Annotated in this window: 23 protein-coding genes; 12 read left to right on the top strand and 11 right to left on the bottom strand. The window is 39.8% G+C overall.

Going from position 1 to position 24,509, the window contains the following annotated elements; translation table 11 throughout:
• The first annotated feature begins 3 nt into the window (after nucleotides 1-3).
• The 9 genes from coaBC (at nucleotide 4) to EHW67_RS15740 (ending at nucleotide 9,988) form a co-directional block, all read left to right on the top strand.
• On the top strand, nucleotides 4-1,209 hold the full coding sequence (gene coaBC / locus EHW67_RS15780) for a bifunctional phosphopantothenoylcysteine decarboxylase/phosphopantothenate--cysteine ligase CoaBC (RefSeq protein WP_126163352.1): 1,206 nt from the start codon (nucleotides 4-6) through the stop codon (nucleotides 1,207-1,209).
• The gene (gene porD, locus EHW67_RS15775; RefSeq protein ID WP_126163393.1) at nucleotides 1,202-2,092 is read left to right on the top strand and encodes a type IX secretion system protein PorD; all 891 of its coding nucleotides are present in this window, start codon (nucleotides 1,202-1,204) and stop codon (nucleotides 2,090-2,092) included. The genes coaBC and porD overlap by 8 nt, the downstream gene beginning before the upstream one ends.
• Nucleotides 2,093-2,227: 135 nt before the next feature.
• Nucleotides 2,228-3,880, top strand: coding sequence for a DNA repair protein RecN (recN, locus tag EHW67_RS15770; protein ID WP_126163351.1), 1,653 nt, complete (start codon nucleotides 2,228-2,230; stop codon nucleotides 3,878-3,880).
• 215 nt (nucleotides 3,881-4,095) lie between these two features.
• Nucleotides 4,096-4,908, top strand: coding sequence for an enoyl-ACP reductase FabI (locus tag EHW67_RS15765; protein WP_126163350.1), 813 nt, complete (start codon nucleotides 4,096-4,098; stop codon nucleotides 4,906-4,908).
• A 154-nt stretch (nucleotides 4,909-5,062) separates the two neighbouring features.
• Nucleotides 5,063-6,070 carry a glycosyltransferase gene (locus EHW67_RS15760; protein ID WP_126163349.1) on the top strand — a complete coding sequence of 336 codons (1,008 nt, stop codon included), beginning with the start codon at nucleotides 5,063-5,065 and terminating at the stop codon, nucleotides 6,068-6,070.
• Between the two features lie 4 nt (nucleotides 6,071-6,074).
• The gene (locus tag EHW67_RS15755; RefSeq protein WP_126163348.1) at nucleotides 6,075-7,031 is read left to right on the top strand and encodes a CdaR family protein; all 957 of its coding nucleotides are present in this window, start codon (nucleotides 6,075-6,077) and stop codon (nucleotides 7,029-7,031) included.
• Nucleotides 7,028-7,615, top strand: a complete 588-nt coding sequence (gene coaE / locus EHW67_RS15750) for a dephospho-CoA kinase (RefSeq protein WP_126163347.1) — start codon at nucleotides 7,028-7,030, stop codon at nucleotides 7,613-7,615. Before EHW67_RS15755 ends, coaE begins: the two co-directional genes overlap by 4 nt.
• A gap of 80 nt (nucleotides 7,616-7,695) precedes the next feature.
• A complete protein-coding gene (locus EHW67_RS15745) occupies nucleotides 7,696-9,270 on the top strand; it encodes a sensor histidine kinase (RefSeq protein WP_126163346.1) in 1,575 nt (524 codons plus the stop codon).
• A gap of 10 nt (nucleotides 9,271-9,280) precedes the next feature.
• The gene (locus EHW67_RS15740; RefSeq protein ID WP_126163345.1) at nucleotides 9,281-9,988 is read left to right on the top strand and encodes a response regulator transcription factor; all 708 of its coding nucleotides are present in this window, start codon (nucleotides 9,281-9,283) and stop codon (nucleotides 9,986-9,988) included.
• Nucleotides 9,989-10,176: 188 nt separating this feature from the next.
• Here the strand turns inward: EHW67_RS15740 and EHW67_RS15735 are convergent, their stop codons facing one another.
• The 7 genes from EHW67_RS15735 to EHW67_RS15705 all read right to left on the bottom strand — a co-directional run bounded on the left by EHW67_RS15735 (nucleotide 10,177) and on the right by EHW67_RS15705 (nucleotide 16,537).
• Nucleotides 10,177-10,683: a gluconokinase gene (locus EHW67_RS15735; RefSeq protein ID WP_126163344.1), complete on the bottom strand. Its 507-nt coding sequence runs from the start codon at nucleotides 10,681-10,683 to the stop codon at nucleotides 10,177-10,179.
• Nucleotides 10,683-11,597, bottom strand: coding sequence for a tRNA (adenosine(37)-N6)-dimethylallyltransferase MiaA (gene miaA / locus EHW67_RS15730; protein ID WP_126163343.1), 915 nt, complete (start codon nucleotides 11,595-11,597; stop codon nucleotides 10,683-10,685). The genes EHW67_RS15735 and miaA overlap by 1 nt, the downstream gene beginning before the upstream one ends.
• Complete coding sequence (locus EHW67_RS15725) at nucleotides 11,597-12,427, bottom strand: ion transporter (protein WP_126163342.1); 831 nt, start codon at nucleotides 12,425-12,427, stop codon at nucleotides 11,597-11,599. The genes miaA and EHW67_RS15725 overlap by 1 nt, the downstream gene beginning before the upstream one ends.
• Before the next feature lie 6 nt (nucleotides 12,428-12,433).
• On the bottom strand, nucleotides 12,434-13,798 hold the full coding sequence (locus EHW67_RS15720) for an exonuclease domain-containing protein (protein ID WP_126163341.1): 1,365 nt from the start codon (nucleotides 13,796-13,798) through the stop codon (nucleotides 12,434-12,436).
• A gap of 65 nt (nucleotides 13,799-13,863) precedes the next feature.
• Nucleotides 13,864-14,523, bottom strand: a complete 660-nt coding sequence (locus EHW67_RS15715) for a YggS family pyridoxal phosphate-dependent enzyme (RefSeq protein WP_126163340.1) — start codon at nucleotides 14,521-14,523, stop codon at nucleotides 13,864-13,866.
• A gap of 80 nt (nucleotides 14,524-14,603) precedes the next feature.
• Nucleotides 14,604-15,491 (bottom strand): 3-hydroxyacyl-CoA dehydrogenase family protein, encoded by an 888-nt coding sequence (locus EHW67_RS15710; RefSeq protein WP_126163339.1) that lies wholly within the window; start codon nucleotides 15,489-15,491, stop codon nucleotides 14,604-14,606.
• 80 nt (nucleotides 15,492-15,571) lie between these two features.
• The gene (locus EHW67_RS15705; protein ID WP_126163338.1) at nucleotides 15,572-16,537 is read right to left on the bottom strand and encodes a Gfo/Idh/MocA family protein; all 966 of its coding nucleotides are present in this window, start codon (nucleotides 16,535-16,537) and stop codon (nucleotides 15,572-15,574) included.
• A 279-nt stretch (nucleotides 16,538-16,816) separates the two neighbouring features.
• Between EHW67_RS15705 and EHW67_RS15700 the strand changes: the two genes are divergently transcribed.
• Nucleotides 16,817-17,458: a protein-L-isoaspartate(D-aspartate) O-methyltransferase gene (locus EHW67_RS15700; protein WP_126163337.1), complete on the top strand. Its 642-nt coding sequence runs from the start codon at nucleotides 16,817-16,819 to the stop codon at nucleotides 17,456-17,458.
• 8 nt (nucleotides 17,459-17,466) lie between these two features.
• On the opposite strand, the gene smpB is transcribed toward EHW67_RS15700, so the two are convergent.
• On the bottom strand, nucleotides 17,467-17,928 hold the full coding sequence (gene smpB / locus EHW67_RS15695; protein ID WP_126163336.1) for an SsrA-binding protein SmpB: 462 nt from the start codon (nucleotides 17,926-17,928) through the stop codon (nucleotides 17,467-17,469).
• 195 nt (nucleotides 17,929-18,123) lie between these two features.
• Here smpB and EHW67_RS15690 point away from each other — a divergent pair, with 195 nt between their 5' ends.
• The gene (locus tag EHW67_RS15690; protein ID WP_126163335.1) at nucleotides 18,124-18,876 is read left to right on the top strand and encodes a DUF6503 family protein; all 753 of its coding nucleotides are present in this window, start codon (nucleotides 18,124-18,126) and stop codon (nucleotides 18,874-18,876) included.
• Here the strand turns inward: EHW67_RS15690 and EHW67_RS15685 are convergent.
• Nucleotides 18,873-19,403, bottom strand: coding sequence for a histidine phosphatase family protein (locus EHW67_RS15685; RefSeq protein WP_126163334.1), 531 nt, complete (start codon nucleotides 19,401-19,403; stop codon nucleotides 18,873-18,875). The genes EHW67_RS15690 and EHW67_RS15685 overlap by 4 nt on opposite strands.
• 96 nt (nucleotides 19,404-19,499) lie before the next feature.
• Here EHW67_RS15685 and EHW67_RS15680 point away from each other — a divergent pair, with 96 nt between their 5' ends.
• Complete coding sequence (locus EHW67_RS15680) at nucleotides 19,500-21,092, top strand: PorP/SprF family type IX secretion system membrane protein (protein ID WP_126163333.1); 1,593 nt, start codon at nucleotides 19,500-19,502, stop codon at nucleotides 21,090-21,092.
• 30 nt (nucleotides 21,093-21,122) lie between these two features.
• Here the strand turns inward: EHW67_RS15680 and EHW67_RS15675 are convergent, their stop codons facing one another.
• Both EHW67_RS15675 and clpB read right to left on the bottom strand, forming a co-directional pair.
• Nucleotides 21,123-21,719: a TetR/AcrR family transcriptional regulator gene (locus tag EHW67_RS15675; RefSeq protein ID WP_126163332.1), complete on the bottom strand. Its 597-nt coding sequence runs from the start codon at nucleotides 21,717-21,719 to the stop codon at nucleotides 21,123-21,125.
• A 117-nt stretch (nucleotides 21,720-21,836) separates the two neighbouring features.
• Nucleotides 21,837-24,437, bottom strand: coding sequence for an ATP-dependent chaperone ClpB (gene clpB / locus EHW67_RS15670; protein WP_126163331.1), 2,601 nt, complete (start codon nucleotides 24,435-24,437; stop codon nucleotides 21,837-21,839).
• Nucleotides 24,438-24,509 lie beyond the last annotated feature (72 nt).

Here is a 24,509-nt window from a genome sequence, read left to right as displayed (position 1 = left end):
AGGATGCTAGGTGGTAAGAATATACTTTTAGGCATTACTGGAGGTATAGCAGCTTATAAGACTACCTTTTTAGTCCGATTGCTTATTAAAGCTGGCGCTAGCGTTAAGGTTGTTTTAACGGATAGCGCCAGCTCTTTTGTTACCCCTTTAACCTTGGCAACCTTATCCAAGAACCCTGTGTTGTCCTCTTTTGTGAACGAAGAGGATGGTAGTGTTTCTTGGAACAACCATGTTGAGTTGGGGTTGTGGGCAGATCTTATGTTGATTGCCCCTGCAACTGCCAACACCTTGTCTAAAATGGCCAATGGCATTTGCGATAATTTGTTGATGGCCACTTACCTGTCGGCCAAATGCCCGGTTTATTTTGCTCCGGCCATGGATTTGGATATGTTTAAACATCCATCCACTGTTGCATCTTTTTCAACCTTGGCCTCCTTCGGAAACATTATGATTCCGGCCACCTCAGGGGAGTTGGCCAGTGGTTTGATAGGAGAGGGACGTATGGCCGAACCGGAGGAGATGGTGACTTTTCTTATGCAGCACCTTGGGGAGGGACTGCCGTTGCAGGGAAAAAAAATACTCATTACAGCCGGACCTACATATGAGGCTATAGATCCTGTGAGATTTATAGGCAACCATTCTACCGGACTCATGGGGTATGAATTGGCCAGGAAAGCTGCCAATCTGGGCGCTACTGTATTTTTAATTTCCGGTCCATCCCATCTAAGCATACAACATTCCTCCGTAAGTCTTATCAAGGTAACAACCGCCGAGGAAATGTTCAATGAGGCCCATGCCTTGTTCCCGGATATGGATATAGCAGTATGTGCGGCGGCGGTAGCGGATTATAGGCCTAAAAACATGGCCAATCAAAAAATAAAGAAAAATACGGAAGAGCTAATTATACCGCTAATTAAGAATAAGGATATTCTTTTTTCCTTGGGGGAACGTAAAGAAAAGCAGTTTTTGGTTGGTTTTGCATTGGAGACCGAAAATGAGGTTGAAAATGCCATCGGGAAATTGAAAAAGAAAAATTTGGATGCCATTGTTTTAAACTCCCTTAACGATTCCGGTGCTGGATTTGGAAAGATTACCAATAAAATATCATTCATAGATAAGAAATTGGAGATAAAAACGTTTGAGTTAAAAACCAAGGCGGAAGTGGCTTTGGATATTTTAAATGAAATCACGTCCAGGATCCATGCGTAATCTACTTCTTAGCAGTCTCTTCTTTATCATTTGCCTTACAATGTACGGCCAGGAATTAAATTGTGCGGTCACCATAAATTCGGATCAAGTAGGGCAAACCAATCAACAGATTTTTAAGACCTTGGAGCGCTCCTTGAACGATTTTGTGAACAAGAATAGGTGGTCTAATAGGATTTATAAGGAAAATGAAAGGGTAAATGCCCAGATGTTCATTACCATAACAGAGTATGATTCCAATCGCTTTAAGGGTAATATTCAGATTCAATCGTCAAGACCGGTTTTTAATACCTCCTATGAGAGCCCTATTTTTAATTATAAGGACAATCAGTTTAGTTTTGATTATATAGAATTCCAACCTCTAATATTTAATGAAAATAATATAGATTCCAACTTGGTAGGTGTTGTGTCCTACTATGTGTATATTATATTGGGATTGGATGCAGATACCTTTTCCTTGGAAGGGGGAAGTGAATTTTATAAGAAGGCACAACAGATAGTTACCTTGTCCCAAAGTGCCGGATATTCTGGCTGGGCCCAAACTTCAGGAGAGCGTAGCCGGTTTGAATTGGTAGATAATTTAATGTCTAACTCCTACCGGGAATTCCGTATAGCTATGTATAATTACCATAGAAAGGGATTGGATGTCTTGGCAGATAACAACAGTACGGGAAAACAAGTGGTGGCCGGTACCATGCGATTGTTCGAGACCATGGTGAGCAGGCACCCCAATGCCTTCTTGATCCAAACCTTCTTTGACGCCAAATCGGAAGAAATTCAAAATATCTTTTCAGACGGCCCCAAGGTAGATATAGTTCAGCTTAAACAGACCTTAAATAAGATTGCACCGCTTTATTCCTCCACTTGGAACGATATAAAGTATTAGTTGCTGGTGTCCTTAAAGGATACTTTACAAAGCTTATGGCATAGGGTGTTTATATTTGAGTCCAAGAATTTTTGAATTCCCATTTTTTTCCAAGGCAATATAAATTATCTTTACGGCAATATTAGAATTTAAGCATTGCTGACAAACCTATCCATAAAAAATTACGCTTTAATAGATCATTTAAACGTTACGTTTACCAATGGTTTTACGGTTATTACTGGGGAAACCGGAGCTGGTAAATCTATACTTTTGGGCGGATTGTCCTTGGTATTGGGCAAAAGAGCCGATCTTTCTTCACTTCGGGTGAAGGATAGCAAGTGCATTGTAGAGGCCGAGTTTGAGGTTTCTAAATATGGTCTTGAATCTTTTTTTGAAGACAATGATCTGGATTATGAAAAAAAGACCATAATTAGAAGGGAGATATTGCCCAGTGGCAAATCCAGGGCCTTTATCAATGATTCTCCCGTTACCTTGGATATATTGTCTCAATTAGGGGCGCAATTGATAGATGTTCATTCTCAGCATCAAACCATGAGACTGGCGGATAACGATTTTCAGTTAAAGGTTATAGATGCCTTGGCTGATAACGAGAAAGCTCTAACAAAATATAGAGCTAAACTGGAAACCTATCAATCTACTTTAAAGGAGTTGAACGCGTTGATAGATTATCAGGACAAGGCAACCAAAGAACATGAGTATAATAGTTTTTTGTTGCAGGAATTAAATGCGGCACCTTTAAAATTAGGCATACTGGAAGAATTGGAAGAGCAGTATGAGCAGCTTAATAATGTTGAGATTATTTTGGAGCATTTGTCACATGGGCAGCAGCTGTTGAATGATGAGCAAATGGGAGTGGTAAATGTATTGACTGAACTCACCCAAGTGTCCAATAAACTTGCAGGTTTTGGTAATCAGTATACCGATATAAACGAGCGGATCAAGTCTGTGTTGATAGAGCTGGACGATGTAGCCAACGAACTTAATTTGTTGGGTGATAAGGTGGAGGCCGACCCTAAGTTGTTGGAGGAGGTAGGGGCCAAGCTTCAATTGCTATACGATCTCCAAAAGAAACACAAGGCCCAAGATATTCAAGAGCTGTTGGAGATTAGGGATAAGTTGGCCGCTACGGTAAGTGCCACGGAAAATGTTGCTACAGATATTGAACGAAAACGAAAGGAACTGCAAGCGCTGGAGGCATCCCTGACAACGGCGGCTGACCATATTAGTAAGAAGAGGTCTTCTATTATTCCAAAGCTAAAAAAACAGTTGGAAGATGCGTTGGTAGAATTGGGAATGGCCAGTGCTACGTTTCAAATAAAACTGGAATCCTCCAAGGGGTTTAAACCAACCGGCAGGGATGAGCTTACTTTTTTGTTCTCGGCCAATAAAGGGTCCGCATATGGGGACTTAAAAAAGGTAGCATCAGGAGGGGAACTTTCCAGGATTATGTTGACCATTAAGGCTATCCTGGCCAGATATGTGCAATTGCCAACCCTGATGTTCGATGAGATTGATACGGGCGTATCAGGTGAGATCTCCAATAAAATGGGAGATATTATGCAGGATATGGGCAATACCATGCAAGTGTTTTCTATTACCCACTTACCTCAGGTAGCTGCCAAAGGCGCACAACACTACAAAGTGTATAAGGAAGAGGAGCTTATGGGTACCAATACCAAAATGAAAAGACTTTCCGGAGAGGAGAGAATTATGGAATTGGCCGAAATGCTTGGGGGCAAAACACTATCCGACTCTGCTCTTGCCCATGCCCGACAGTTGTTGGATTAATTGGTTTTTGCGTATAATAACTAGGAAGCCCTATTTCTTTAGGTTTACTGTAACTGTTCTGGTAATACCATAGTGTTAGACTTCTTGTGAAAAGTTATTTTCTTTTAACCCTAAGGGGCATAGCCTTTATTTTGATCTTTAGCATTACTTCTTTTTACGGACTGCCAACTAATTTTAATATCTTTGACCTCTCATATACACAAAGAATATAGCACATGGCTTTTAATTTATTGAAAGGAAAAAAAGGAATAATTTTTGGAGCACTTGATGAAAATTCAATTGCATGGAAAACGGCCGAATCTATACATGCAGAAGGTGGTAGCTTTGTACTTACCAATGCCCCCATTGCAATGCGTATGGGGCAAATAGATGAATTGGCAAAAAAAACCGGTTCGGAAATTATTCCGGCCGATGCCACAAGCGTTGAGGATTTAGACAATTTGGTTGCCAAATCAATGGAAATATTAGGGGGTAAGATCGATTTTGTGTTGCACGCCATCGGGATGTCGGTCAACGTACGTAAAGGTAGGGCCTATACCGATGAAAAATATGATTTTACTACCAAGGGATGGGATGTTTCCGCCCTTTCTTTCCATAAGACCATGCAAAGCCTTTACAAGGCAGATGCTATGAATGAATGGGGGAGTATTGTAGCTTTGACCTATATAGCAGCACAGCGGACCTTTCCAGATTACAATGACATGGCAGATAACAAGGCCTATTTGGAATCTGTAGCCCGTAGTTTTGGGTATTTTTTCGGTAAAGAGAAGAAGGTTAGGGTAAATACTATTTCCCAATCACCTACGCCTACTACTGCCGGGCAGGGGGTAAAAGGTTTTAGTAATTTTATTTCTTATGCCGATAAGATGTCTCCTTTAGGAAATGCTACAGCCCAGGATTGTGCAGACTATACAGTAACTTTGTTTTCCGATCTTACAAGGAAGGTGACCATGCAGAACCTATTTCATGATGGTGGATTTTCTAATACAGGAGTAAGTCAGGAAGTGGTTGAAAAGTTCACTGAATAGGTAATTGGAGTAATGTTGGGTCCTTCGGAATAAAATAAACATTTAATTTGGGCTTAAGCCAATTTTGGTCAATAATGGGTATTGATACCTTTTTTGGATATCAGGTAACCTTGGACCGTTTTTGGTTTAGCCTTTAGTAGTTTAGCAAGCAATAATGAGTCTTTCCTTTTCTTTTATCGTCCCCGTATACAATAGGCCCAATGAGGTGGATGAATTGTTGAGCAGTCTTTCGGAACAGGATTACCAAAAGCCCTTTGAGGTGGTTATTGTGGAAGATGGTTCTACGGAGAGTTCGGAGAGTGTAGTGGAAAAATTTAAGGACAAATTGGCCATTACCTACCTAAAAAAGAAGAATTCGGGTCCTGGGGATTCAAGAAATTATGGTATGGAGAGGGCCAAGGGCAATTATTACATAGTCCTGGATTCGGATTGTATTATCCCGTCACAATACCTGTCTGTTGTAGAGAGGTCCTTGAATGATGATTATGTGGATTGTTATGGTGGACCGGATGCAGCGCACCAATCTTTCAGTACTGTACAAAAGGCTATTGATTATGCCATGACCTCTGTGTTGACAACAGGGGGGATAAGGGGCAACAAGGCAGCAGTGGGTAAATTTCAGCCCAGGAGTTTCAATATGGGAATATCCAAGGCTGTTTTTCAGAAAACCGGTGGTTATGGAAATATTCACCCAGGTGAAGATCCAGATCTTACTTTTAGAATATGGGAAGCCGGTTACGACACTAAATTGATTGCTGAGGCCTTTGTTTATCATAAGCGTAGAATAAATTGGAATAAGTTCTATTTGCAGGTCAAGAAATTTGGTATGGTAAGACCTATATTAAATAAGTGGCACCCGGGAACGGCAAAGCTTACCTATTGGTTTCCTACCCTTTTTAGTTTTGGCTTGTTGGTAGCCATTGGCTTGTTGGTTTTGGGAGTTACCTGGCCTCTTTACTTTTATGCCTTGTATTTTGGTGTACTTTTTGTACATTCCTATTGGACCAACAAAAGCATAAAAGTTGCTTTTTTATCGTTGGTCGCGGTAGTAATTCAATTTTTGGGATATGGCTATGGCTTTTTAAAGAATACATTACTGCTATTGTTTAGCAAAAAAGCGCCTAAGGAATTATTTCCAAAATTATTTTTTAAAACCAAATAATACCTTGATAGAAAGTATAAAAAAAGGAATCAACAAAAGGAAAGCAAAGCTATTTTTAGTTTTTCTTTTAGGTTCCAGTCTAGCTTGGTTTGTAGGGAAATTGGGAGATCAATATACCAATAACGCCACCTTTGATCTATACTACGGCAGTACTCCCGATAGCTTGCTATTGAACAGTGTTTCAAAAAAAAACATAAAGGTAAGGCTTAGGGCCAGTGGTTTTCAATTTCTTATGTTTGGATTTAAGAATAAAACGGTAGAAGTGGATTTGTCTGAACTGGAACAAAAGGGTTCCAAGTATTTTGTTTCCCCTTCTAGGTATAAAAATCAGATAGAAAATCAGTTGTCCAAGTTTATTTCCATAGTAGATATGGATAGGGATACGCTATTTTTTAATTTTCAGCGACTGTATACAAAGAAGGTTCCTGTCTTGTCTAAGGTAACCATGGACCTGGATCAACATTTTCTGATGGATAAGCAGCCTCAATTGCAGCCAGATTCCATTACCGTCATAGGTCCCGAAAAAGAAATAGACACCTTAAAAAGGGTATTTACCAGGTCTTTGGAGTTGCAAAAACTCAACTCGGATGTATCAAGGGATATAAAATTAAACCTCCCCAAAGAACTTAAAAACACTAAATTTTCACATACCCAGGTAAGGGTGTCGGCCAAGGTGTTTAAATTCTCCGAGCGGGTCTTTGAGGTGCCTGTTGAGGTGGTCAATGTGCCCAACGGGGTTGTGGTCCGAACTTTTCCCGAAATGGTCTCCATTTTATGTCGAGGACGTTTAAGTCATATAAAGGAGTTGGAAAAAACAGATTTTTCCGTTACCGCAGATTATGCCAATATAAAAGAGAATAGCGATAATGTATTGGAACTTAAACTGACACAAAAACCGGACAGTATTACTGTGGTACAACTAAGGACGAACAAAGTGGAATTTATACTCAAGAGACAATGATGATCGTAGGGCTTACTGGAGGTATAGGTAGTGGAAAGTCTACCGTAGCCAATATGTTCAGGGAATTGGGGGTGCCGGTCTATAATTCCGATGTGGAGGCTAAAAATCTAATGAATTCTTCTGCTAATATTAAAAAAGAGATCCAAGGGTTATTGGGAGAGCAGAGTTACCTTGACGGGAAGCTCAATAGGGATTATGTGGCTAAGAAGGTGTTTGGGAACAAGGGTCTTTTAAAGGCTTTGAACGGTATTGTGCACCCTGCCGTTAGGGAGCATTTTTTGGGTTGGTCCAAGGGTCAAAAAGCGCAGTACGTAATTCAGGAAGCTGCTATTATCTTTGAGAACGGAAACCGTGAATTCTACGATAAAATAATATTGGTAACGGCGCCGATCCCAACAAGGATAAGTAGGGTGATGCACCGGGACGGTAGTACCGAAGCCCAGGTGGAGCAGCGGATAAAAAATCAATTGCCCGACAGTCAAAAAGAGAAGTATTCAGACTTCATAATAGCAAATATAGAGCTAGAGAAAACCCGACATGAGGTGATGCGGATCCACCAAGAACTACTTAAATTAGGGGCTTAAGAGCATTATTTTAACATTTTTGTTAAGGTTAGGTTAAACGTACAATCCGCTAAATGTTAAATTTTTAATTTTGTTAATAAATGAATAAGAGGTTATTTGGTTTATTGGTAGTATTAATGAGCCTTTCCCTAATAGGGATTATCTTTGTCCAAAGCTATTGGATCAATAAATCGGTAGAGGATAAGGAGGAGCAATTTTCAAATACGGTCAATCAAATTCTAAATAGGGTTGTAGAGGATATTGAAAAAAGAGAGGTACAGGATTATCTTGATGAATTTTACAGATTAAAGGATAGTGTGGGAAAGCCCAAGGCCACCCATCTTAAGAATTTCTTTTTTTTTGATCGGGATATTAACTCCAATGAAATCCGATTTTATACCCATGGTATTCTCGAGGAGGACTATAATATGGCCTCTACGTTCTTTGATATAGGCTTGGACACAACAACCTTTAGGAATATTACGAGCACCAGGAAAACTGAAATATATAAAGAGGATTTTGGTTTGGATGGTAGTCAGTATTCTTTGACACCCGTCCAAAAGCTGGAAAAAATAGGAGGTCTTTCTTCTGTGGATAAGGCGGCTTTGGATGATGTTTTTAGGGAGCAGGCCAAATCCAGGTCTATCCATAAACGGGTATCCAAACAGGAAATAGAATTGTTTCTCAGCAGAGAGCTAAAGAATAGGGGTATTACTATTGACTATGAATATGGGGTTTACAGTAAGGGGTTGCCCACAAAGGTTAAATCTAAAAAATTTAAATTCTCCGAAACCACGCTGTACAAAGCTCCCTTGTTTAAGGATAGTGAAGGAAACACCAATTTTTCCCTATTGCTTACCTTTCCTAAAAAGAAAAGGTTCCTAATACAGTCCATTCTGGGAATGGCCATTTTGTCATTGGCCTTTACATTGGTTATTGTTATAGCGTATTCCAGCGCCATATATCAATTGATAAAACAAAAACAGATTTCCGAGATAAAATCGGACTTTATTAATAATATGACGCATGAGTTTAAAACCCCGATAGCAACAATTAATTTGGCAGTAGAGGCTATAAAAAACCCTAAGATAATCCAGGATAAAGATAAGGTGTTGCGGTATTTGCTGATGATCCGGGACGAAAATAAACGAATGCATGCCCAGGTAGAGAATGTATTGCGAATTTCCAAATTGGAAAAAAACCAGTTGGATATTAGTAAGGATAGGGCCGATGTGCACGACATAATAGCCGATGCCATTACCCATGTTGAGCTAATTGTTGATGACAGAGGCGGCTATATTAAAACCCATTTAAAAGCAGATCGTTCAGAGGTGCTGGCCAACGAAATGCATTTTACAAATGTAATTGTGAATATTTTGGACAATGCCGTGAAATATTCGCCCCAAGCGCCTAAAATAGATGTTTTTACCGAAGTGGTAAGCAATTATATAATTATAAAAATAAAGGACCAAGGTGCTGGAATGAGCAAGGCGGTACTGAAAAAAGTTTTTGAAAAGTTCTATAGGGAACACACTGGAGATATACACAACGTTAAGGGTCACGGATTGGGTCTAGCTTATGTGAAAAAAATAATAGATGATCACCAAGGTGAGGTTTATGCGGAGAGTGAAAAAGGAAAAGGAAGCACTTTTTATATAAAACTACCTTTAATTTAATAAAACGATAATGGAAACAGCAGATAAAAAAGTATTACTTGTAGAGGATGATCCCAATTTTGGAATCGTGCTAAAGGATTATTTGGCCATGAACGATTTTGATGTTACGTTGGCTAAAAATGGAATGGAAGGTTTTGAGAAATTTAAGAAAGACAATTTTGATGTTTGTATCTTGGATGTAATGATGCCCTACAAGGATGGATTTACACTGGCTAAGGAGATTCGGGAGAAGAATGAAAATGTTCCCATAGTATTCTTAACGGCCAAGACCATGAAGGAAGATGTGCTTAAGGGGTACAAGGCGGGAGCTGATGATTACTTAAACAAACCTTTTGATTCCGAAGTGCTTTTAATGAAATTGAAAGCGATAATTCAGAGGAAGTCATCCAATTCTTTGGCAGATAGTAAACAGTTTGAGTTTAAGATTGGAGGGTTTCAGTTAAATTCAAAATTGAGATTTTTAAAATATAAGGATGAGGATGCAATTAAATTATCCCCCAAGGAAAATGAATTGCTTAGGTTATTGGCCTTACATGAGAACGATCTGATGCCCAGGGAATTGGCTTTGACCAAGATTTGGCGAGATGATAACTATTTTACATCAAGGAGTATGGATGTCTATATCGCTAAATTGCGTAAATACTTGAAAAAAGATGAAAACGTTGAGATATTAAATATTCACGGAGAAGGATTTAGGCTTGTGGTAAAGGACGAATAAATTTGCCGAACATAATATATTTTAAAGCGCCAAGCAGAAATCTGACTTGGCGCTTTTTATTTGTGATTTGTCATAGTTGTAACCTTCAGCCCCATGCGCCGGCTTAACGGATCCCGCCAAAAAAAGTGAACACGCTCCTAATGTCTCCCTAACTTTAAGGATGCTGCTACAAAAGTCTCATTAAAGACTTATTTGGTTCCGTCATATTCCCTTAATATATTATCAACTATTTCTTTGGGGCTACCCGTAATGGGCACTTTTATGGCTTCTGTGGTGGGTTCAAAAGTATCCAATTGGGAGCGTAGCAATTCCGAAGGCATAAAATGTCCTTTTCTTTTTTGTAGACGATCCATTATCAGCTCAAAGGAGCCTTCTAGGGAAACCCATACTACCTGTGATTCAATTTGTTTAGCCAATATTTTTCGATAAGATTTTTTTAATGCCGAACAGACAATTACGGCCCCGGTATCCCTTTTGTCCCGGGCTAATTTATTCAAAGTGGCCAACCATTCCTGGCGGTCTTCATCGGTCAACGGGTTTTTATTGGCCATTTTTTTTATGTTGGATTCCGAATGGTAATCGTCCCCGTCATAAAAAGGCAGTTTGAGTGCCTTGGCCAGCATTTCCCCGATGGTTGATTTTCCGGTTCCGGAAACACCAATAATGAAAAGTATATTCTTATTTGTAGCGCTCATTATCCCGTGATATTTTGTTCCACTTTACTTAAAACTGCGGCTAAGTCATACTTATAATCAATCCAAAGGATATCTTCTTTTTTTCTTAACCAGGTTAATTGCCTTTTGGCAAACCTTCTGGTATTTTTCTTAATATCCCCTATTGCTGTTTCCAGATCAATATCGCCCTTAAGATATTGGAATAATTCCTTGTAACCAACAGTTTGTAGGGCATTAAGGTCTTTGTACTGTTCCAGGGTTTCTACTTCTTGTAAGAGGCCTTCATCCATCATCAGATCTACCCTTAGGTTTATACGGTCATAGATTATATCACGGGCAGCACTTATGCCCAATGTAACGGTACGGAAAGGCCTTTTGCTAATATTGGACCGTTTTAAAAAGGAAGAGAAGGGGTCACCAGTGCCTAGGCACACCTCCAAGGCCCTAATAAGCCTATGTGGGTTGTTAAGATCAACTTTGTCATAGTATGTAGGGTCTAGGGTTTTTAATTGCTCTTGAAGGCTTGTTATCCCCTTGTTTAAAAGCTGTTCGTTCAAGTTTTGGCGTATTTCTGGGTCAATCTTGGGAAAATGGTCCAATCCATGGGTTACGGCGTCTACATAAAGGCCACTGCCGCCTACCATTACTACAACATCCTTTTTCTTAAAGAGGAATTCTAGTTTGGAAAGGGCTTCCCGTTCAAAATCACCTACACTATAGGGTTCAAAAATACTTTTGTGCTGAATAAAGTGATGGGGAACGCTCGCCAGCTCTTCCTGTGATGGGACTGCTGTCCCAATACGCATTTCCTTAAAAAACTGTCTGGAATCTGCTGAAATAATTTCTGTACCAAAATAATCCGCCACCTTAATGGCCAAAGCGGTCTTGCCAATGGCCGTTGGCCCTACGACTGATATGAGGGTCTTGTTAGTCATTAGTCTTCGTCATTTAATCTGTGCCCGCATTCCCTACAATAGTGGGCATCCACGCGCATAATTTCCGTACCACATTCAGGACAGGCCCTTCCAGGGTTTTTCTTGGTTTTCTTGGATATGCCCGAGGCGTATTCTGCCGAAACAATTCCTGTAGGCACCGCAATAACTCCGTAACCAATGATCATGATCACAGTAGCTATAAACTGTCCCAAGGGTGTTTCTGGGGAAATATCGCCATAGCCCACTGTGGTAAGGGTTACTATGGTCCAATATACACTGTGGGGAATACTAGAGAAGCCGTGGGTGGGGCCTTCAACAATATACATTACCGTTCCCAATAAAACAGATATGATGATCACGAAGAAAACAAAAACAAATATTTTAGTCCTACTCGCATGTAGAGCTCTCACCAGATTGTTTGATTCCCCTACGAAACGTACCAGTTTTAAAATTCTAAACACCCTTAACAACCTCAGGATGCGAAAGGCCGTAAGGTATTGGGAGCCCACAAGAAACAGGGCTAGGTATTTGGGAATGGTGGATAATAGATCGATAATACCAAAAAAGCTAAAAATATATTTTTTTGGGCGGTTGATGGAAACAATACGTAAAATGTACTCTATGGAAAACAAAATGGTTACCACCCATTCCGAAAGGTTTAGGAATTTATGATACCGCTCGTCATAGGCTGGGATACTCTCCAGCATTACGATGATTACACTGTAGACGATTATAATGAGAAGAACTATGTCAAACAGTTTTCCGGCCGGGGTGTGTGTCCCGTAGATTACCTCATGGATCTTATGTTTCCAACTTTTTTTAATTTTCAAATTTTACTATTTTAATTCCAAAATTTTTAAAACCTTCTTTTTTCTAAGATAAGATGTGATAATATGGGTGGTATTATCATTTCCATCCATAGGGGTAATTATGGTTTCCAATATATGCATATTATTAATCTGATAGTTTAGATTAAAATACCCCATGCCTATAAAAGTGCCATCTTTTATGGCAATCCCACAGCGTTCTCCAATTTCCCTGCCTTTGTCCATGATCAAGATGCTCTTATTGTTAAAACTATATTGTTCTATAGCTTGGTTAACCCTTTTGTTGTATTGGTCTGCCGACTCTTTCTGAACGCAGGCCCCCAGGCAGTTGTTTTCATCATAATGGGAGCACTGCTTTTTGGCTTTTGATAGTCCGTTTAGCTTATTGCACAACTGAAATTCTTCCCTGATCCTGTGAAGGAAATTCTCCGCAGCCTGTAAGCTGTTAAAGGTAGCGAATGGTCTTTTTTTTGGTTTAATGGTTTCGGCGGTCAGAACGGCATAACCCTGTTCGTTGAAAGATTGGTAGATGCCGTGTGAAAAAAGCCTTTTTTTATAAAAGGGGTTGTATTTTGGTTTGTTCCGTATTAATTCGGCATTTTCCTTCAGCAGGGCGGCCAATTCGTTACCTGTTTTTTCAAAAGTTACCTTTTTCGTTTCCTTCTGAAGCTTTCTGGCTTTGGGACTATTATTGGTGAAGTGTTGGTTCACCCTTTTTTTTATGTTGCTACTTTTGCCCAAAAGAATAATATCCCCATCCTTATTATGCATATAGTAGACCCCTGTTTCAGAGGGCAATAGGTCTACCATGTCCAATTGTCTGGGAGATAGCTCTCCTTGCGTTTCTGTTCTTAATACATTCTTTATAATGGTTTTGTCCAGATCCTTTGAAAGTAATAGCTTAAATAATTTTAATGTAGCCAAGGCGTCGCCATTGGCCCTATGACGGTCACTTACGGGAATACCCAGTGAACGTACCAATTTGCCCAAACTGTAGGAGTCCTGGTCTGGTAATAATTGTTTGGACAGTTCAACGGTGCATAGTGTTTTACGTTCAAAATTATATCCTAGTCTCCTGAATTCGGTCCGTAATATACGGTAGTCAAATTGTGCATTATGTGCCACAATCACGGCATCTTCGGTAATTTCCACAATCCGCTTGGCCACCTCATAAAATTTTGGGGCCGTTTTAAGCATATTGTTGTTGATACCAGTGAGATTTACCACAAAGGGCTGAATGTCCTTTTCCGGGTTTACCAGACTTATAAATTGGTCTACTACTGTATGCCCGTCAAATTTGTGGATCGCAATTTCGGTGACTCCTTCTTCATTGTATTTCCCTCCTGTGGTTTCAATATCTAATATGACGTACATGTATGAATTCTAATTCGGATTGCTAAACAAAGATACATATTCTCCTGTCAAGGAAATAGCAAGTATTAGTGGTAATTTCTGGCCCCAAATATACTGCTGCCCACACGTATCATGCTGCTGCCTTCTTCAATGGCTATTTTGTAATCCCCACTCATTCCCATAGAAAGAATTGATATATAGGGGAGCTTATTTTTTGCTTTTTCGTATAGGGATCTCAGGTGTTTAAATTCCTTTCTAATCTGCTGGGTGTCTTGTGTAAAAGTTGCCATGCCCATTAACCCAACAATTTTGACATGGGTGAGCTGTGCAAGCGTGCTAGGAGTAATTATGTGTTCCAGTTCACTGGCGTCAAAACCAAATTTTGTAGTTTCTTCTGCAATGTGAATTTGCAAAAGACATGGAATTACCCTATCGTATTTTTTTGCTTGTTTGTTAATTTCGGTCAATAGTTTTAGACTGTCAACTCCGTGGATCAAGGACACATATTCTGCCATATACTTTACCTTGTTGCGTTGTATATGTCCAATCATATGCCACTGTATATCCTTGGGCAGTTTCTCCCATTTTTGGGTCATTTCCTGGATTTTATTTTCTCCGAAAATCCTTTGACCGGCCTCATAGGCCTCCATAATATCTTCAAGGGGTTTGGTCTTGGAAACGGCTACCAAGGTTACATGGGATGGAATAGATTCTTTTATTTTTATTAGATTATCTTTAATGGGCATTTGCTGTAGTTTTTGGGTATTAACTAAAAACGTATCAGGGAGGACATTGATTTGGTATATTACTAATAGGCAAGCATGGATCAACTAAATTGTTTTGAAACTTTCTCCGCTTTCCGGGATTCTGAATAGTCATAAAACCCTTCCCCGGATTTTACACCTAATTTACCCGCTCTAACCATATTGATCAGGAGGGGGCATGGGGCATATTTCGGATTTTTAAAGCCGTCGTACATTACCTTTAAGATAGACAGGCAAACATCCAGACCTATAAAATCTGCCAATTGCAAGGGGCCCATCGGATGGGCCATGCCTAATTTCATCACCGTATCTATTTCGGAGACCCCTGCAACGTTATTGTATAGGGTTTCAATGGCTTCATTTATCATTGGCATCAATATACGATTGGCTACAAAACCTGGGTAGTCATTTACTTCCGTGGGGGTTTTACCCAATTTTTTGGAGAGATCCATGATGGTTTGGGTAACCTCATTGGTGGTGTTGTAGCCTCTGATAATCTCAACCAATTGCATAATGGGAACTGGGTTCATAAAGTGCATTCCAATGACTTTTCCGGCCCTGTTGGTGGCGGCGGCTATCTGGGTAATGGAAATAGACGAGGTATTGGTGGCCAATATGGTGTCTGCATCGCATAAACGATCCAGGTCCGTAAAAATCTTAATTTTTAAATCCGTGTCCTCGGTGGCAGCCTCGACTACCAAATCAACAGATTTTACACCTTGGGCCAAATCGGTATACTGGTTAAGGTTTTTTATAGTGTTTTCTTTCTCCTTTTCCGTTATAATCTCTTTTGCTACCATCCTGTCCAAGTTCTTGTTTATGGTAGCCATACCTCTTTCCAAGGAGTCTTGTGAAATGTCGATTAGATTGGTTTTATAACCGTTTTGTGCAAAAACATGGGCAATTCCGTTACCCATTGTTCCGGCTCCTATGACTGCTATTTTTTTCATTGGTTTTAGGTTTTGCATTTTATTATGGTCTATAAAACTGTCCCAAGACAATTTGCCGGACCGTATATTGGGGTTGTGAATTACTTCTGGAAAGACGCTATCACTCCCAAAGCCACCCTTAGTGCCTTAGTGCCTTGCTCCAAGGTCACAACAGGAACGGTATTTTGGTTTATTGCATCGGCAAAGGTTTCCAATTCATCAAGAATTGCATTGTTGGTGGGAATATCAGGATTCTCAAAATATATTTGTTTTTTTACCCCTTCCGCATTTTGCAGTATCATATCAAAATCTCCCGGTTTCTCAGGGGCATCCTTCATTTTTACAACTTCGACCTTCTTTTCAAGAAAGTCTACAGATATATAGGCATCTCTTTGGAAAAACCTGGACTTCCTCATGTTTTTCAGGGAAATTCTGCTGGCTGTTAGATTGGCTACACAGCCGTTTTCAAATTCAATTCTGGCGTTTGCAATATCCGGTGAGTTGCTAATGACCGAGACTCCGCTGGCTGTTATGTGTTTTACTTCAGAGCTAACCACACTAAGTATGGCGTCTATATCGTGGATCATCAGATCCAATACAACCGGGACGTCTGTACCTCTAGGGTTAAACTCTGCCAGTCTATGGGTTTCAATAAACATAGGACTGTTAATATTGTCCTTTACGGCCATGAAGGCAGGGTTAAACCGTTCTACGTGGCCCACCTGTCCTTTTACATTATATTTCTTTTCCAGAATCAATAATTCTTCGGCTTCTTGCAAAGTGTTGGTGATGGGTTTCTCTATAAATACATGCCTCCCCTTTTCCATAGCCTTTTTGGCGCATTCAAAGTGTGAAAGGGTAGGGGTAACAATGTCTATTACATCAACTTCATCAATAAGTTTGTTGATGTTGTCATAAAAAGTGTAACCAAATTGGGCTGCTACTTTTTCACCATTGATTACATCGGGATCATAAAAACCCACTAAATTGTATTTCTTGGACTCATTAAGGAGTCGTAAATGTATTTTTCCTAAATGTCCTGCTCCAAGGACGCCAACATTAAGCATATTTAATTATTTTCTTCAAAAATAAGGATAGTTTGCAAGTTAAGTACCTTAAAAAGCAAAAGTTCACCTGTACCCTAAAACGCTATAGCGGATTATTCGGTTTTTGCTATAGAGGGGTTTTTATGGACATTGTACGGATAAGGTGAATTTATTTTGAGAAAAATGTTTTATTATTGGAGGATGGCAATGGCAAAGATGGTAGATTGCACCATGATATATTATCAGTTTTCTTTATTTTAAATGTATCATTTTTTAACTTTACAGACCAAAACCAATCAATTGAAAGATACCTTTAAACATCGTGGCATGCGTAACAAGTTGGCAGACATCCTTTTGGATAAGGGGATTGTGGATACTGCCGTTTTAAATGCCGTTAGAGCGGTGCCCAGACACCTATTTTTGGATAGTAGTTTTGAAGACCATGCCTATCAGGATAAGGCTTTTCCCATAGGTGCCGATCAAACTATATCCCAGCCCTATACCGTAGCTTTTCAGTCGCAGCTCTTGCAGGTAGAGCCAAATCATAAAGTGTTGGAAATAGGTACCGGAAGTGGGTATCAAACGGCAGTTTTGTTAAAACTGAAAGCAAGGGTTTATACAATAGAAAGACAATTGGAGCTATTTAAGAAAACCAACCTTTTCTTTAAAAAGATGGGCTATAGGCCTAAAAAAGTAATTTTTGGGGACGGTTATAAAGGTTTGCCCGAAGAAGCTCCTTTTGATAGTATTATTGTTACGGCTGGCGCTCCATTTGTGCCCAATCCCTTGCTGGCCCAGCTGAAAATTGGTGGTAGACTGGTAATACCAGTAGGAACTGATGAACAGATTATGACCTTGTTTGTAAGGAAATCTGCCAAAGAATTTGAAAAAAAAGAACTGGGGTCATTCCGTTTTGTTCCCTTGTTGGAGGACAAAAACTAGTTTAAGGTTTAATTATTGAAGCTTTTCTTAATTCTGTCCAGGTTTTTCTTATTATCCCGATCCTTGATTGTTTCGCGTTTGTCATATAATTTCTTTCCTCTGGCCAGGGCAATGTTCAGTTTGGCCAAGCCTCTATCATTTAGAAATAAGTTTAAGGGAATTATGGTAAGGCCGGTATTTTTTACTTCTTTTTGTAACTTTTTAAGTTCTCCACGGTTTAGTAGAAGCTTTCGCTCTGCCTTAGGTTTGTGGTTGTAGTGTGTGCCATGGGAGTATTCATCTACCTGCATATTCACAACGAACAATTCGCCCAGCTCATTAAATTCGCAAAAGCTTTCTGATATGGAAGCCTTACTTTCCCGGATAGATTTAATTTCGGTACCAGACAATACAATGCCGGCAGTGTAAGTGTCCAGTAATTCATAATCAAACCGGGCCCTTTTATTCTTTATGTTTATTTTTTTCTGCATATGATAGCAAAAATAGAAACAATTATTCAATTGGCAATTAGCCTCCAGATATTGATTTTATAAGTAAATGAAGGGTTTGGTATAAATTTTTGTAATGAATGAAAGTAGCTTACGATTAATCTTATGAAATTAGAAGGGTTTGTCAGTGTAAAGGGAATGGGTAGGCAAACCTTATTATAAAATACATATTAGTAGATGAAATTTAGTTATGCATTAGCGATTGTATTAATTGTTCTTTCGTGTAAGGGTAAGACCAAGACCATTATGTCTGTTCAGGAGATTGTAGATCGCTCTATAAAAGTAAGTGGAGGGGAGCGCTATAAAACTAACGATATTTCCTTTAAGTTTAGGGATATGCATTATGCTTCCAAATGGAAAGATGGGAAAAAGATACTAAAACGGATCAAAAAAACCGATAGTTTGGAGGTGGTAGATGTGAGAACCAACCAGGATTTTAGACGTTTTGTCAACGACAGTCTGGTTATTTTAAACGATTCACTCGCCAATTTATACGCCAATTCGGTGAATTCTGTCCATTATTTTGCCAATTTGCCCTATGGACTAAACGATGCAGCTGTAAACAAGGAGCTCTTAGGTGAGACAAAAATCAAGGATAGGGAGTTTTACAAGGTAAAGATAAGTTTTGATAAAAAAGGGGGAGGTGATGATTATGATGATATATACCTCTACTGGTTTGATAAGAAGACATTTAAGCCTACTTATTTAGCCTATCTATTTCATGTTAACGGTGGGGGAATACGCTTTAGGGCAGCTTATAATGAGCGTTATATTGGAGGTATTCGCTTTGTTGATTATGAGAATTATGAGGCCTCCGAAGAAAAAACGTCAATTTATGATGTGGATAGCCTTTACGCACTTGGCAGCTTAAATTTGCTTTCCAAAATAGAACTGGAGCAAATTAACGTATCGGCATCGGCATTGCATTAATCCATTTTTAGCCGGATGTCCGTGGCCTTGCCATTTATGATCCTGACAATAAACAAACTACTATTGTCATAATCATCCATTTGGGAGTATTTCTCTTCGCCCAGCATTTGGTTGACAAATTCTGGGGTGGTATTGCTATGACCTACGACCAGTACATTTTTTCCTAAGTTCTGGCGTTTAAATTCGTTGATGATCATAACCTTGGGGTCGTAGTATTGAGGGGTTATTTCTTTTTTGATGGAGGTAGGGGCAGCAGTCATGGCGGTTCTCTCAAAATCGGTAATATAAATGGCATCCAGATCAACAGGGTCAAATACTTCGGCCCATCTTATGGCACGTCCCAATCCGTCTTGGTTTAATTCGGGATCAACATTCTGTGGGTCACTCCTATCTTTTTCTGCATGTCTTATGAAGTAATAGGTTGATATGGTGTCTTCTGCAATTTCTAACGGGGGTTGAGGGTCGTCTTTGCAGCCCAATATGCCCAATGTAAACGATAGAATTAATAACAGTTTTATTATTTTCATGGTCGATTCTGATATTGGTAAAGGTTTATTCTAATAATGTAACTAAAATTACATCAAAAAAGTATGTAGTACAGGTAGTTTTTTGTTCTTTTGTATATGGAGAAAAAGAACACTATCTACGTTTTTCTGCTTGCAGTATTTTTTTCGCATGCTCAAGATGTTGTTGTACCTACAGATATAAGGCAGCATAACTTGAATGAATTCAATTCCAGTTTGTTTAACCCTGTTTTTTCGTTGGATAGAAACCATCCGGAGTCCCTTGCATTTTGGTCCCGATATCAATGGCAGACGGTAGATGGTGACCCAACCTCAATATTTTTAAATTATTCAAGGAAATTAACTCCACAGTCGGCCATTGGTATAGGGTTTATACAGAACAATACAGGGGTATTTTTAAATACAGGAGCTGTATTGAACTATGCCTATTCCTTTGATTTTGATAACAATATGCAATTGTCCCTTGGTTTGAATATTTTTGGGTTCAATAGTGAATTGGCAGACGATCGATATCAGCCTGATCCAAATATTCTATTGCCACAATTGGAGCTGTCCGATACCTTTATTATGCAATTTGCCCCGGGGCTACGGTTTTCTGTAGACGGACTAGGTATTGGCTTTACGGCAGAAAATCTTGTGGATTATAATTTTTCTACCAATAAGATAGCTACGGAGTCGGACGAGAAAATATACATGGGGACAATAGATTATCGTTTGCCAGTAACGTTATTTTCTGGAGTAGACGATGCCTACCTATTGCCTTTGCTTTATATACGGTCAGTGCCATATGCGGATACGCAAGTTGGTTTTAATGCGCTATTGTCTACGAATAAATTTTGGATTCAAGGCGGATATAATAGTTTTTATGGTATTTCGGGAGGATTGGGCGCTAGATTTTTTAAGCGCTTATCCTTAGGGGCGCTAATAGAATATGGTACAGATCCGGAGCTTAAGGATATGGATCCAAGTTTTGAGCTTATTGCGGCATTTACGTTGGGTAGGCCGGATGACCGTAAAAAAGTAGTAGGGTTTGATGCGGAGGATGATGTGTTGGGGGAGGACCCTGCTAGATTGGAGAAGGAAGATGCAGAGGAAGAGTTCAAGATTAAAGAAGAGTTGACAAAGGCCGAAGCCTTGGCCGTGAAAAACAAGGCAAAGAGTGCTAAAAAGAAAAAACGCAGAAAAAGGAAGAGCAGAAAGGCCATGGAAGAGGAAATGCGATTGGCACAGGAATTGGCCGAGGCAAAAAGATTAAAGGAAGAGCAGGAAGCCCTTGCATTGGAAAAAGCATTACAGTTGGAGGAGCAGAAAAGGTTAGACTCCATAAAACAATTGGAGGTAGCAAGGGCTAATAAAATCCAAGCAGATCTGGATAGGATTGCAGCAAGAAAAGAGGCAGGTCTACCGGTAACCAAAGGACATTATGAAGAAGCAGAGAAAATTGATGGTGAAAAGGCTGGGTTTTATCTAATTGCCAATGTTTACGGATCTAGTAGATACCATGATATATTTCTTAATAGTCTGAAAAAGAAAGGTATAAACGCTAAATCGTTCTATTTGCCAAGAACAAAATATAACTATGTTTATTTGGAACGGTTTGATACCCTACAAGAGGCAGAAGCGGCCCGCGATAGTAAATATGACGGACAATACACGGATAAAACATGGATTTTTAGGGTAATAGGAGAGTAATACCCAAAAAGAATACCATACAAGAATCTTTTACTTCTTTATTTCCCTAATGATCAATTGATCTAAATAGGCAATAGTGTTCAGTAGGTATTTTCTATCGGCGGTAATCGTTGCCATGGCAACGGCGCCCTGTATCATAGTGTACAATTGTTTGGCAAATTGAAGAGGGGTTACAGGCAATCTTATTTCATTGTTATTGAGTCCGTTCTCCAAAACTAGGGCTATTTTACCTTCTATATTCTTTATGGTCTCGCGAGTGGCGGCCAATAATTGTGAGTTGTTGTGATTGGCGTCCACTCCTACGTTCAAGATAGGGCAGCCCCCTAATTCCTTAACAAAAGTATCATAGTGACGGTAGAAGTTGGTGAGCACAAACATCTTTTGTAGGCAGTTGCCATCTGTATCCAATACCTCATCTATCTTAGAAAGTAGTTTTTTGCTATTATATTCAAAGGCTGCCATGGCCAAGGAGTCCTTGTTTTCAAAATTTCCGTAAAGCGCACCTTTGGTAAGACCGGTGGCCTCTGTAAGATCGCTCATGCTGGTGCCAACATATCCCAACTTATTGAAGATTGGCGCAACGGTCTCTATAATATAGGCTGAGGTTCTTTCGGCTTTTGTAGACATGTTCTTACAGTTTTATGCTAATATAAAAAAATCTTATACTGCTTGGTATATATTGTTGATAAAAAAAGGGCATCCGAAACCAAATCGGATGCCCTTTCTATTTTTTTGTTAATTCAATTAACTAGCAAGCTCACTTTCATTCCTAAATACCAGCTTATCATCAAAGGAGTCTATGAGAACTATGCTTCCAGGAGATACTCTTCCGCTTAACAGTTCTTTGGAAATATTGTTCAAAACCTCCTTCTGGATAACCCTTTTAATAGGTCTGGCGCCATATTGCGGATCATAGCCTTTGTTGGCCAGATACGCTATGGCCTCCTCGGTGGCATCAATAGTAATATTTTGTTTGGCCACCATTTTTTTAAGTTGCTCTAGTTGCAGCACTACAATTTTACTGATATCCTTCCTGTTTAGGGGGGTAAACATTATGATGTCGTCTATCCTATTCAGGAACTCGGGACGTATAGTTTTGCGCAAAAGTCCTAGGACTTCTACCCTTGCTGCCTCGGTGGCACTGTATATGTCCGGGTTGTCTTCAAATTTCTCCTGAATAATATGGCTACCCATATTGCTCGTCATAATAATGACCGTGTTCTTAAAATCGGCTACCCTACCTTTATTATCCGTTAGTCGGCCTTCGTCCAGTACTTGCAATAGAATGTTAAAGGTATCTGGGTGTGCTTTTTCTATTTCGTCCAGTAAAACCACGGAATAAGGTCTTCTTCTAACCGCCTCGGTCAATTGTCCCCCTTCGTCATATCCAACGTATCCTGGAGGTGCCCCAACCAATCTACTTACTGCGTGCCTTTCCTGGTATTCGCTCATATCAATACGGGTCATGGCATTTTCATCATCAAAGAGGTAGGCGGCCAAGGTTTTTGCCAGTTCGGTTTTTCCTACCCCGGTAGTACCTAGGAAAAGGAAGGAGCCAATAGGCTTTTTACTGTCTTGTAAACCGGCCCTACTTCTGCGAATGGCATCGGAAACTGCTTGTATGGCTTCTTCCTGTCCTACCACTCTCTTGTGCAATACATCTTCCAGTTTAAGCAGTTTTTCCCGCTCGCTCTGTAGCATTTTGGCAACAGGTATACCGGTCCACTTGGCCACTACTTCTGCAATATCTTCGTTGGTGACCTCTTCCTTGATCAGGGTCTCTCCTTGTTGTTGCTCTTGTAGTAAACCTTGCAGCTGCTCTAGTTTCTCTTGAGCTTCCTTGATTTTTCCATATCTTATCTCGGCTACCTTGCCGTAGTCCCCGTTACGCTCGGCACGCTCGGCTTCCAACTTATAGTTTTCAATATCGTTTTTGGTCTTTTGTATATCGTCCACTACTGTTTTTTCGCTTTCCCATTTTGCAAAGATCTCGTTACGGTCTTCTTTTAAATTGGCGAGGTCTACGTTAAGGGCTTTTAACTTGGAAGTGTCGTTCTCCCTTTTTATGGCCTCTATTTCTATCTCCAATTGCATTATTTTGCGATCTAGTACATCCAGTTCCTCGGGCTTGGAGTTTATTTCCATTCTTAATTTGGAAGCGGCCTCATCCATTAGGTCTATAGCCTTGTCCGGTAGAAACCTATTGGTGATATAACGTTGGGATAGTTCCACTGCGGCTATTACGGCTTCGTCTTTTATTCGTACTTTGTGATGTGCCTCATACTTGTCCTTGATTCCCCTTAGAATAGAAATGGCACTTTCCGTATCCGGTTCGTCCACTACCACTTTTTGAAACCTTCTTTCCAGGGCTTTGTCCTTTTCAAAATATTTTTGATATTCATCCAAGGTAGTGGCGCCTATGGCACGTAGTTCTCCACGTGCCAATGCTGGTTTTAGAATGTTGGCCGCATCCATGGCGCCCTGTCCGCCACCAGCCCCTACAAGGGTGTGGATCTCATCTATAAAGAGAACAATATTACCGTCCGAGGTGGTAACTTCTTTGATAACCGCTTTTAGTCGCTCTTCAAATTCCCCTTTGTATTTTGCGCCTGCAATCAAGGCTCCCATATCCAAGGAGTAAATTATCTTATCCTTTAGATTCTCGGGTATATCCCCTTGAACAATCCTATGGGCGAGACCTTCAGCAATGGCTGTTTTTCCTACTCCAGGTTCCCCAACAAGCATTGGGTTGTTCTTGGTCCTACGCGACAGTATTTGTAGCACCCTTCTAATTTCCTCATCCCTACCGATAACGGGGTCCAATTTACCGCTATCTGCCAGTTCATTTAAGTTTCGGGCGTATTTGTTTAAGGAGTTATAGGTGTCCTCTGCACTCTGGGAAGTTACCTTGCCTCCTTTTCTCAGTTCCGAAATAGCTGCTTTTAGGTCTTTTTCTGTTACCCCTTGATCTTTTAGAATCTGGGCAATTTTGCTTTTGGAGCCAAAAATGGCCAATAATAAGTGCTCTATGGATACATATTCATCTTCCATTTTTTTAGCAACAATACTGGCTTGGGTCAAGGTTTTGTTGGCTTCTCTGGATAACATTATGTCTCCACCGGAAACCTTTGGAAAACTCTCCAATTCCTTTTCCAAAATTTGTTTCAAAATAGAGGTGTTGACGTTTAATTTTTTTAGGATAAATGGCAATACATTTTCTTCAACCTCCGAAATAGATTTAAAAATATGCTCGTTTTCTATTTGTTGATGTCCCATGCCCTGTGCAATTTGTTGGGCATGCTGTATAGCCTCCTGTGATTTTATAGTGAAATTATTAAAATTCATATCGCTGTTTTTATTTCTTGTTATTGTTTACTTTTGATGTCTTTAGGGCAACAATCCTACCATTGTTTTTAA

The organism is Arenibacter aquaticus (assembly GCF_003957295.1).
GTDB classification, from domain to species: Bacteria; Bacteroidota; Bacteroidia; order Flavobacteriales; family Flavobacteriaceae; genus Arenibacter; species Arenibacter aquaticus.
The sequence above is the reverse complement of the archived record's forward strand: the minus strand, read 5'-3'. Positions and strand labels throughout refer to the sequence as shown.

Bases quoted from the DNA above. Each gene is read 5' to 3' on its own strand.
- EHW67_RS15675 (WP_126163332.1), bottom strand. From the start codon at position 21,719: ATGTCTACAAAAGCCGAAAGAACCTCAGCCTATATTATAGAGACCGTT.
- smpB (WP_126163336.1), bottom strand. From the start codon at position 17,928: ATGCAGAAAAAAATAAACATAAAGAATAAAAGGGCCCGGTTTGATTAT.
- EHW67_RS15690 (WP_126163335.1), top strand. From the start codon at position 18,124: ATGAAATTTAGTTATGCATTAGCGATTGTATTAATTGTTCTTTCGTGT.
- EHW67_RS15685 (WP_126163334.1), bottom strand. From the start codon at position 19,403: ATGAAAATAATAAAACTGTTATTAATTCTATCGTTTACATTGGGCATA.
- EHW67_RS15740 (WP_126163345.1), top strand. From the start codon at position 9,281: ATGGAAACAGCAGATAAAAAAGTATTACTTGTAGAGGATGATCCCAAT.
- miaA (WP_126163343.1), bottom strand. From the start codon at position 11,597: ATGACTAACAAGACCCTCATATCAGTCGTAGGGCCAACGGCCATTGGC.
- EHW67_RS15705 (WP_126163338.1), bottom strand. From the start codon at position 16,537: ATGCTTAATGTTGGCGTCCTTGGAGCAGGACATTTAGGAAAAATACAT.
- EHW67_RS15715 (WP_126163340.1), bottom strand. From the start codon at position 14,523: ATGCCCATTAAAGATAATCTAATAAAAATAAAAGAATCTATTCCATCC.
- EHW67_RS15765 (WP_126163350.1), top strand. From the start codon at position 4,096: ATGGCTTTTAATTTATTGAAAGGAAAAAAAGGAATAATTTTTGGAGCA.
- EHW67_RS15720 (WP_126163341.1), bottom strand. From the start codon at position 13,798: ATGTACGTCATATTAGATATTGAAACCACAGGAGGGAAATACAATGAA.
- clpB (WP_126163331.1), bottom strand. From the start codon at position 24,437: ATGAATTTTAATAATTTCACTATAAAATCACAGGAGGCTATACAGCAT.
- EHW67_RS15760 (WP_126163349.1), top strand. From the start codon at position 5,063: ATGAGTCTTTCCTTTTCTTTTATCGTCCCCGTATACAATAGGCCCAAT.
- EHW67_RS15745 (WP_126163346.1), top strand. From the start codon at position 7,696: ATGAATAAGAGGTTATTTGGTTTATTGGTAGTATTAATGAGCCTTTCC.
- coaE (WP_126163347.1), top strand. From the start codon at position 7,028: ATGATGATCGTAGGGCTTACTGGAGGTATAGGTAGTGGAAAGTCTACC.
- EHW67_RS15710 (WP_126163339.1), bottom strand. From the start codon at position 15,491: ATGAAAAAAATAGCAGTCATAGGAGCCGGAACAATGGGTAACGGAATT.
- coaBC (WP_126163352.1), top strand. From the start codon at position 4: ATGCTAGGTGGTAAGAATATACTTTTAGGCATTACTGGAGGTATAGCA.
- EHW67_RS15680 (WP_126163333.1), top strand. From the start codon at position 19,500: ATGGAGAAAAAGAACACTATCTACGTTTTTCTGCTTGCAGTATTTTTT.
- EHW67_RS15735 (WP_126163344.1), bottom strand. From the start codon at position 10,683: ATGAGCGCTACAAATAAGAATATACTTTTCATTATTGGTGTTTCCGGA.
- porD (WP_126163393.1), top strand. From the start codon at position 1,202: ATGCGTAATCTACTTCTTAGCAGTCTCTTCTTTATCATTTGCCTTACA.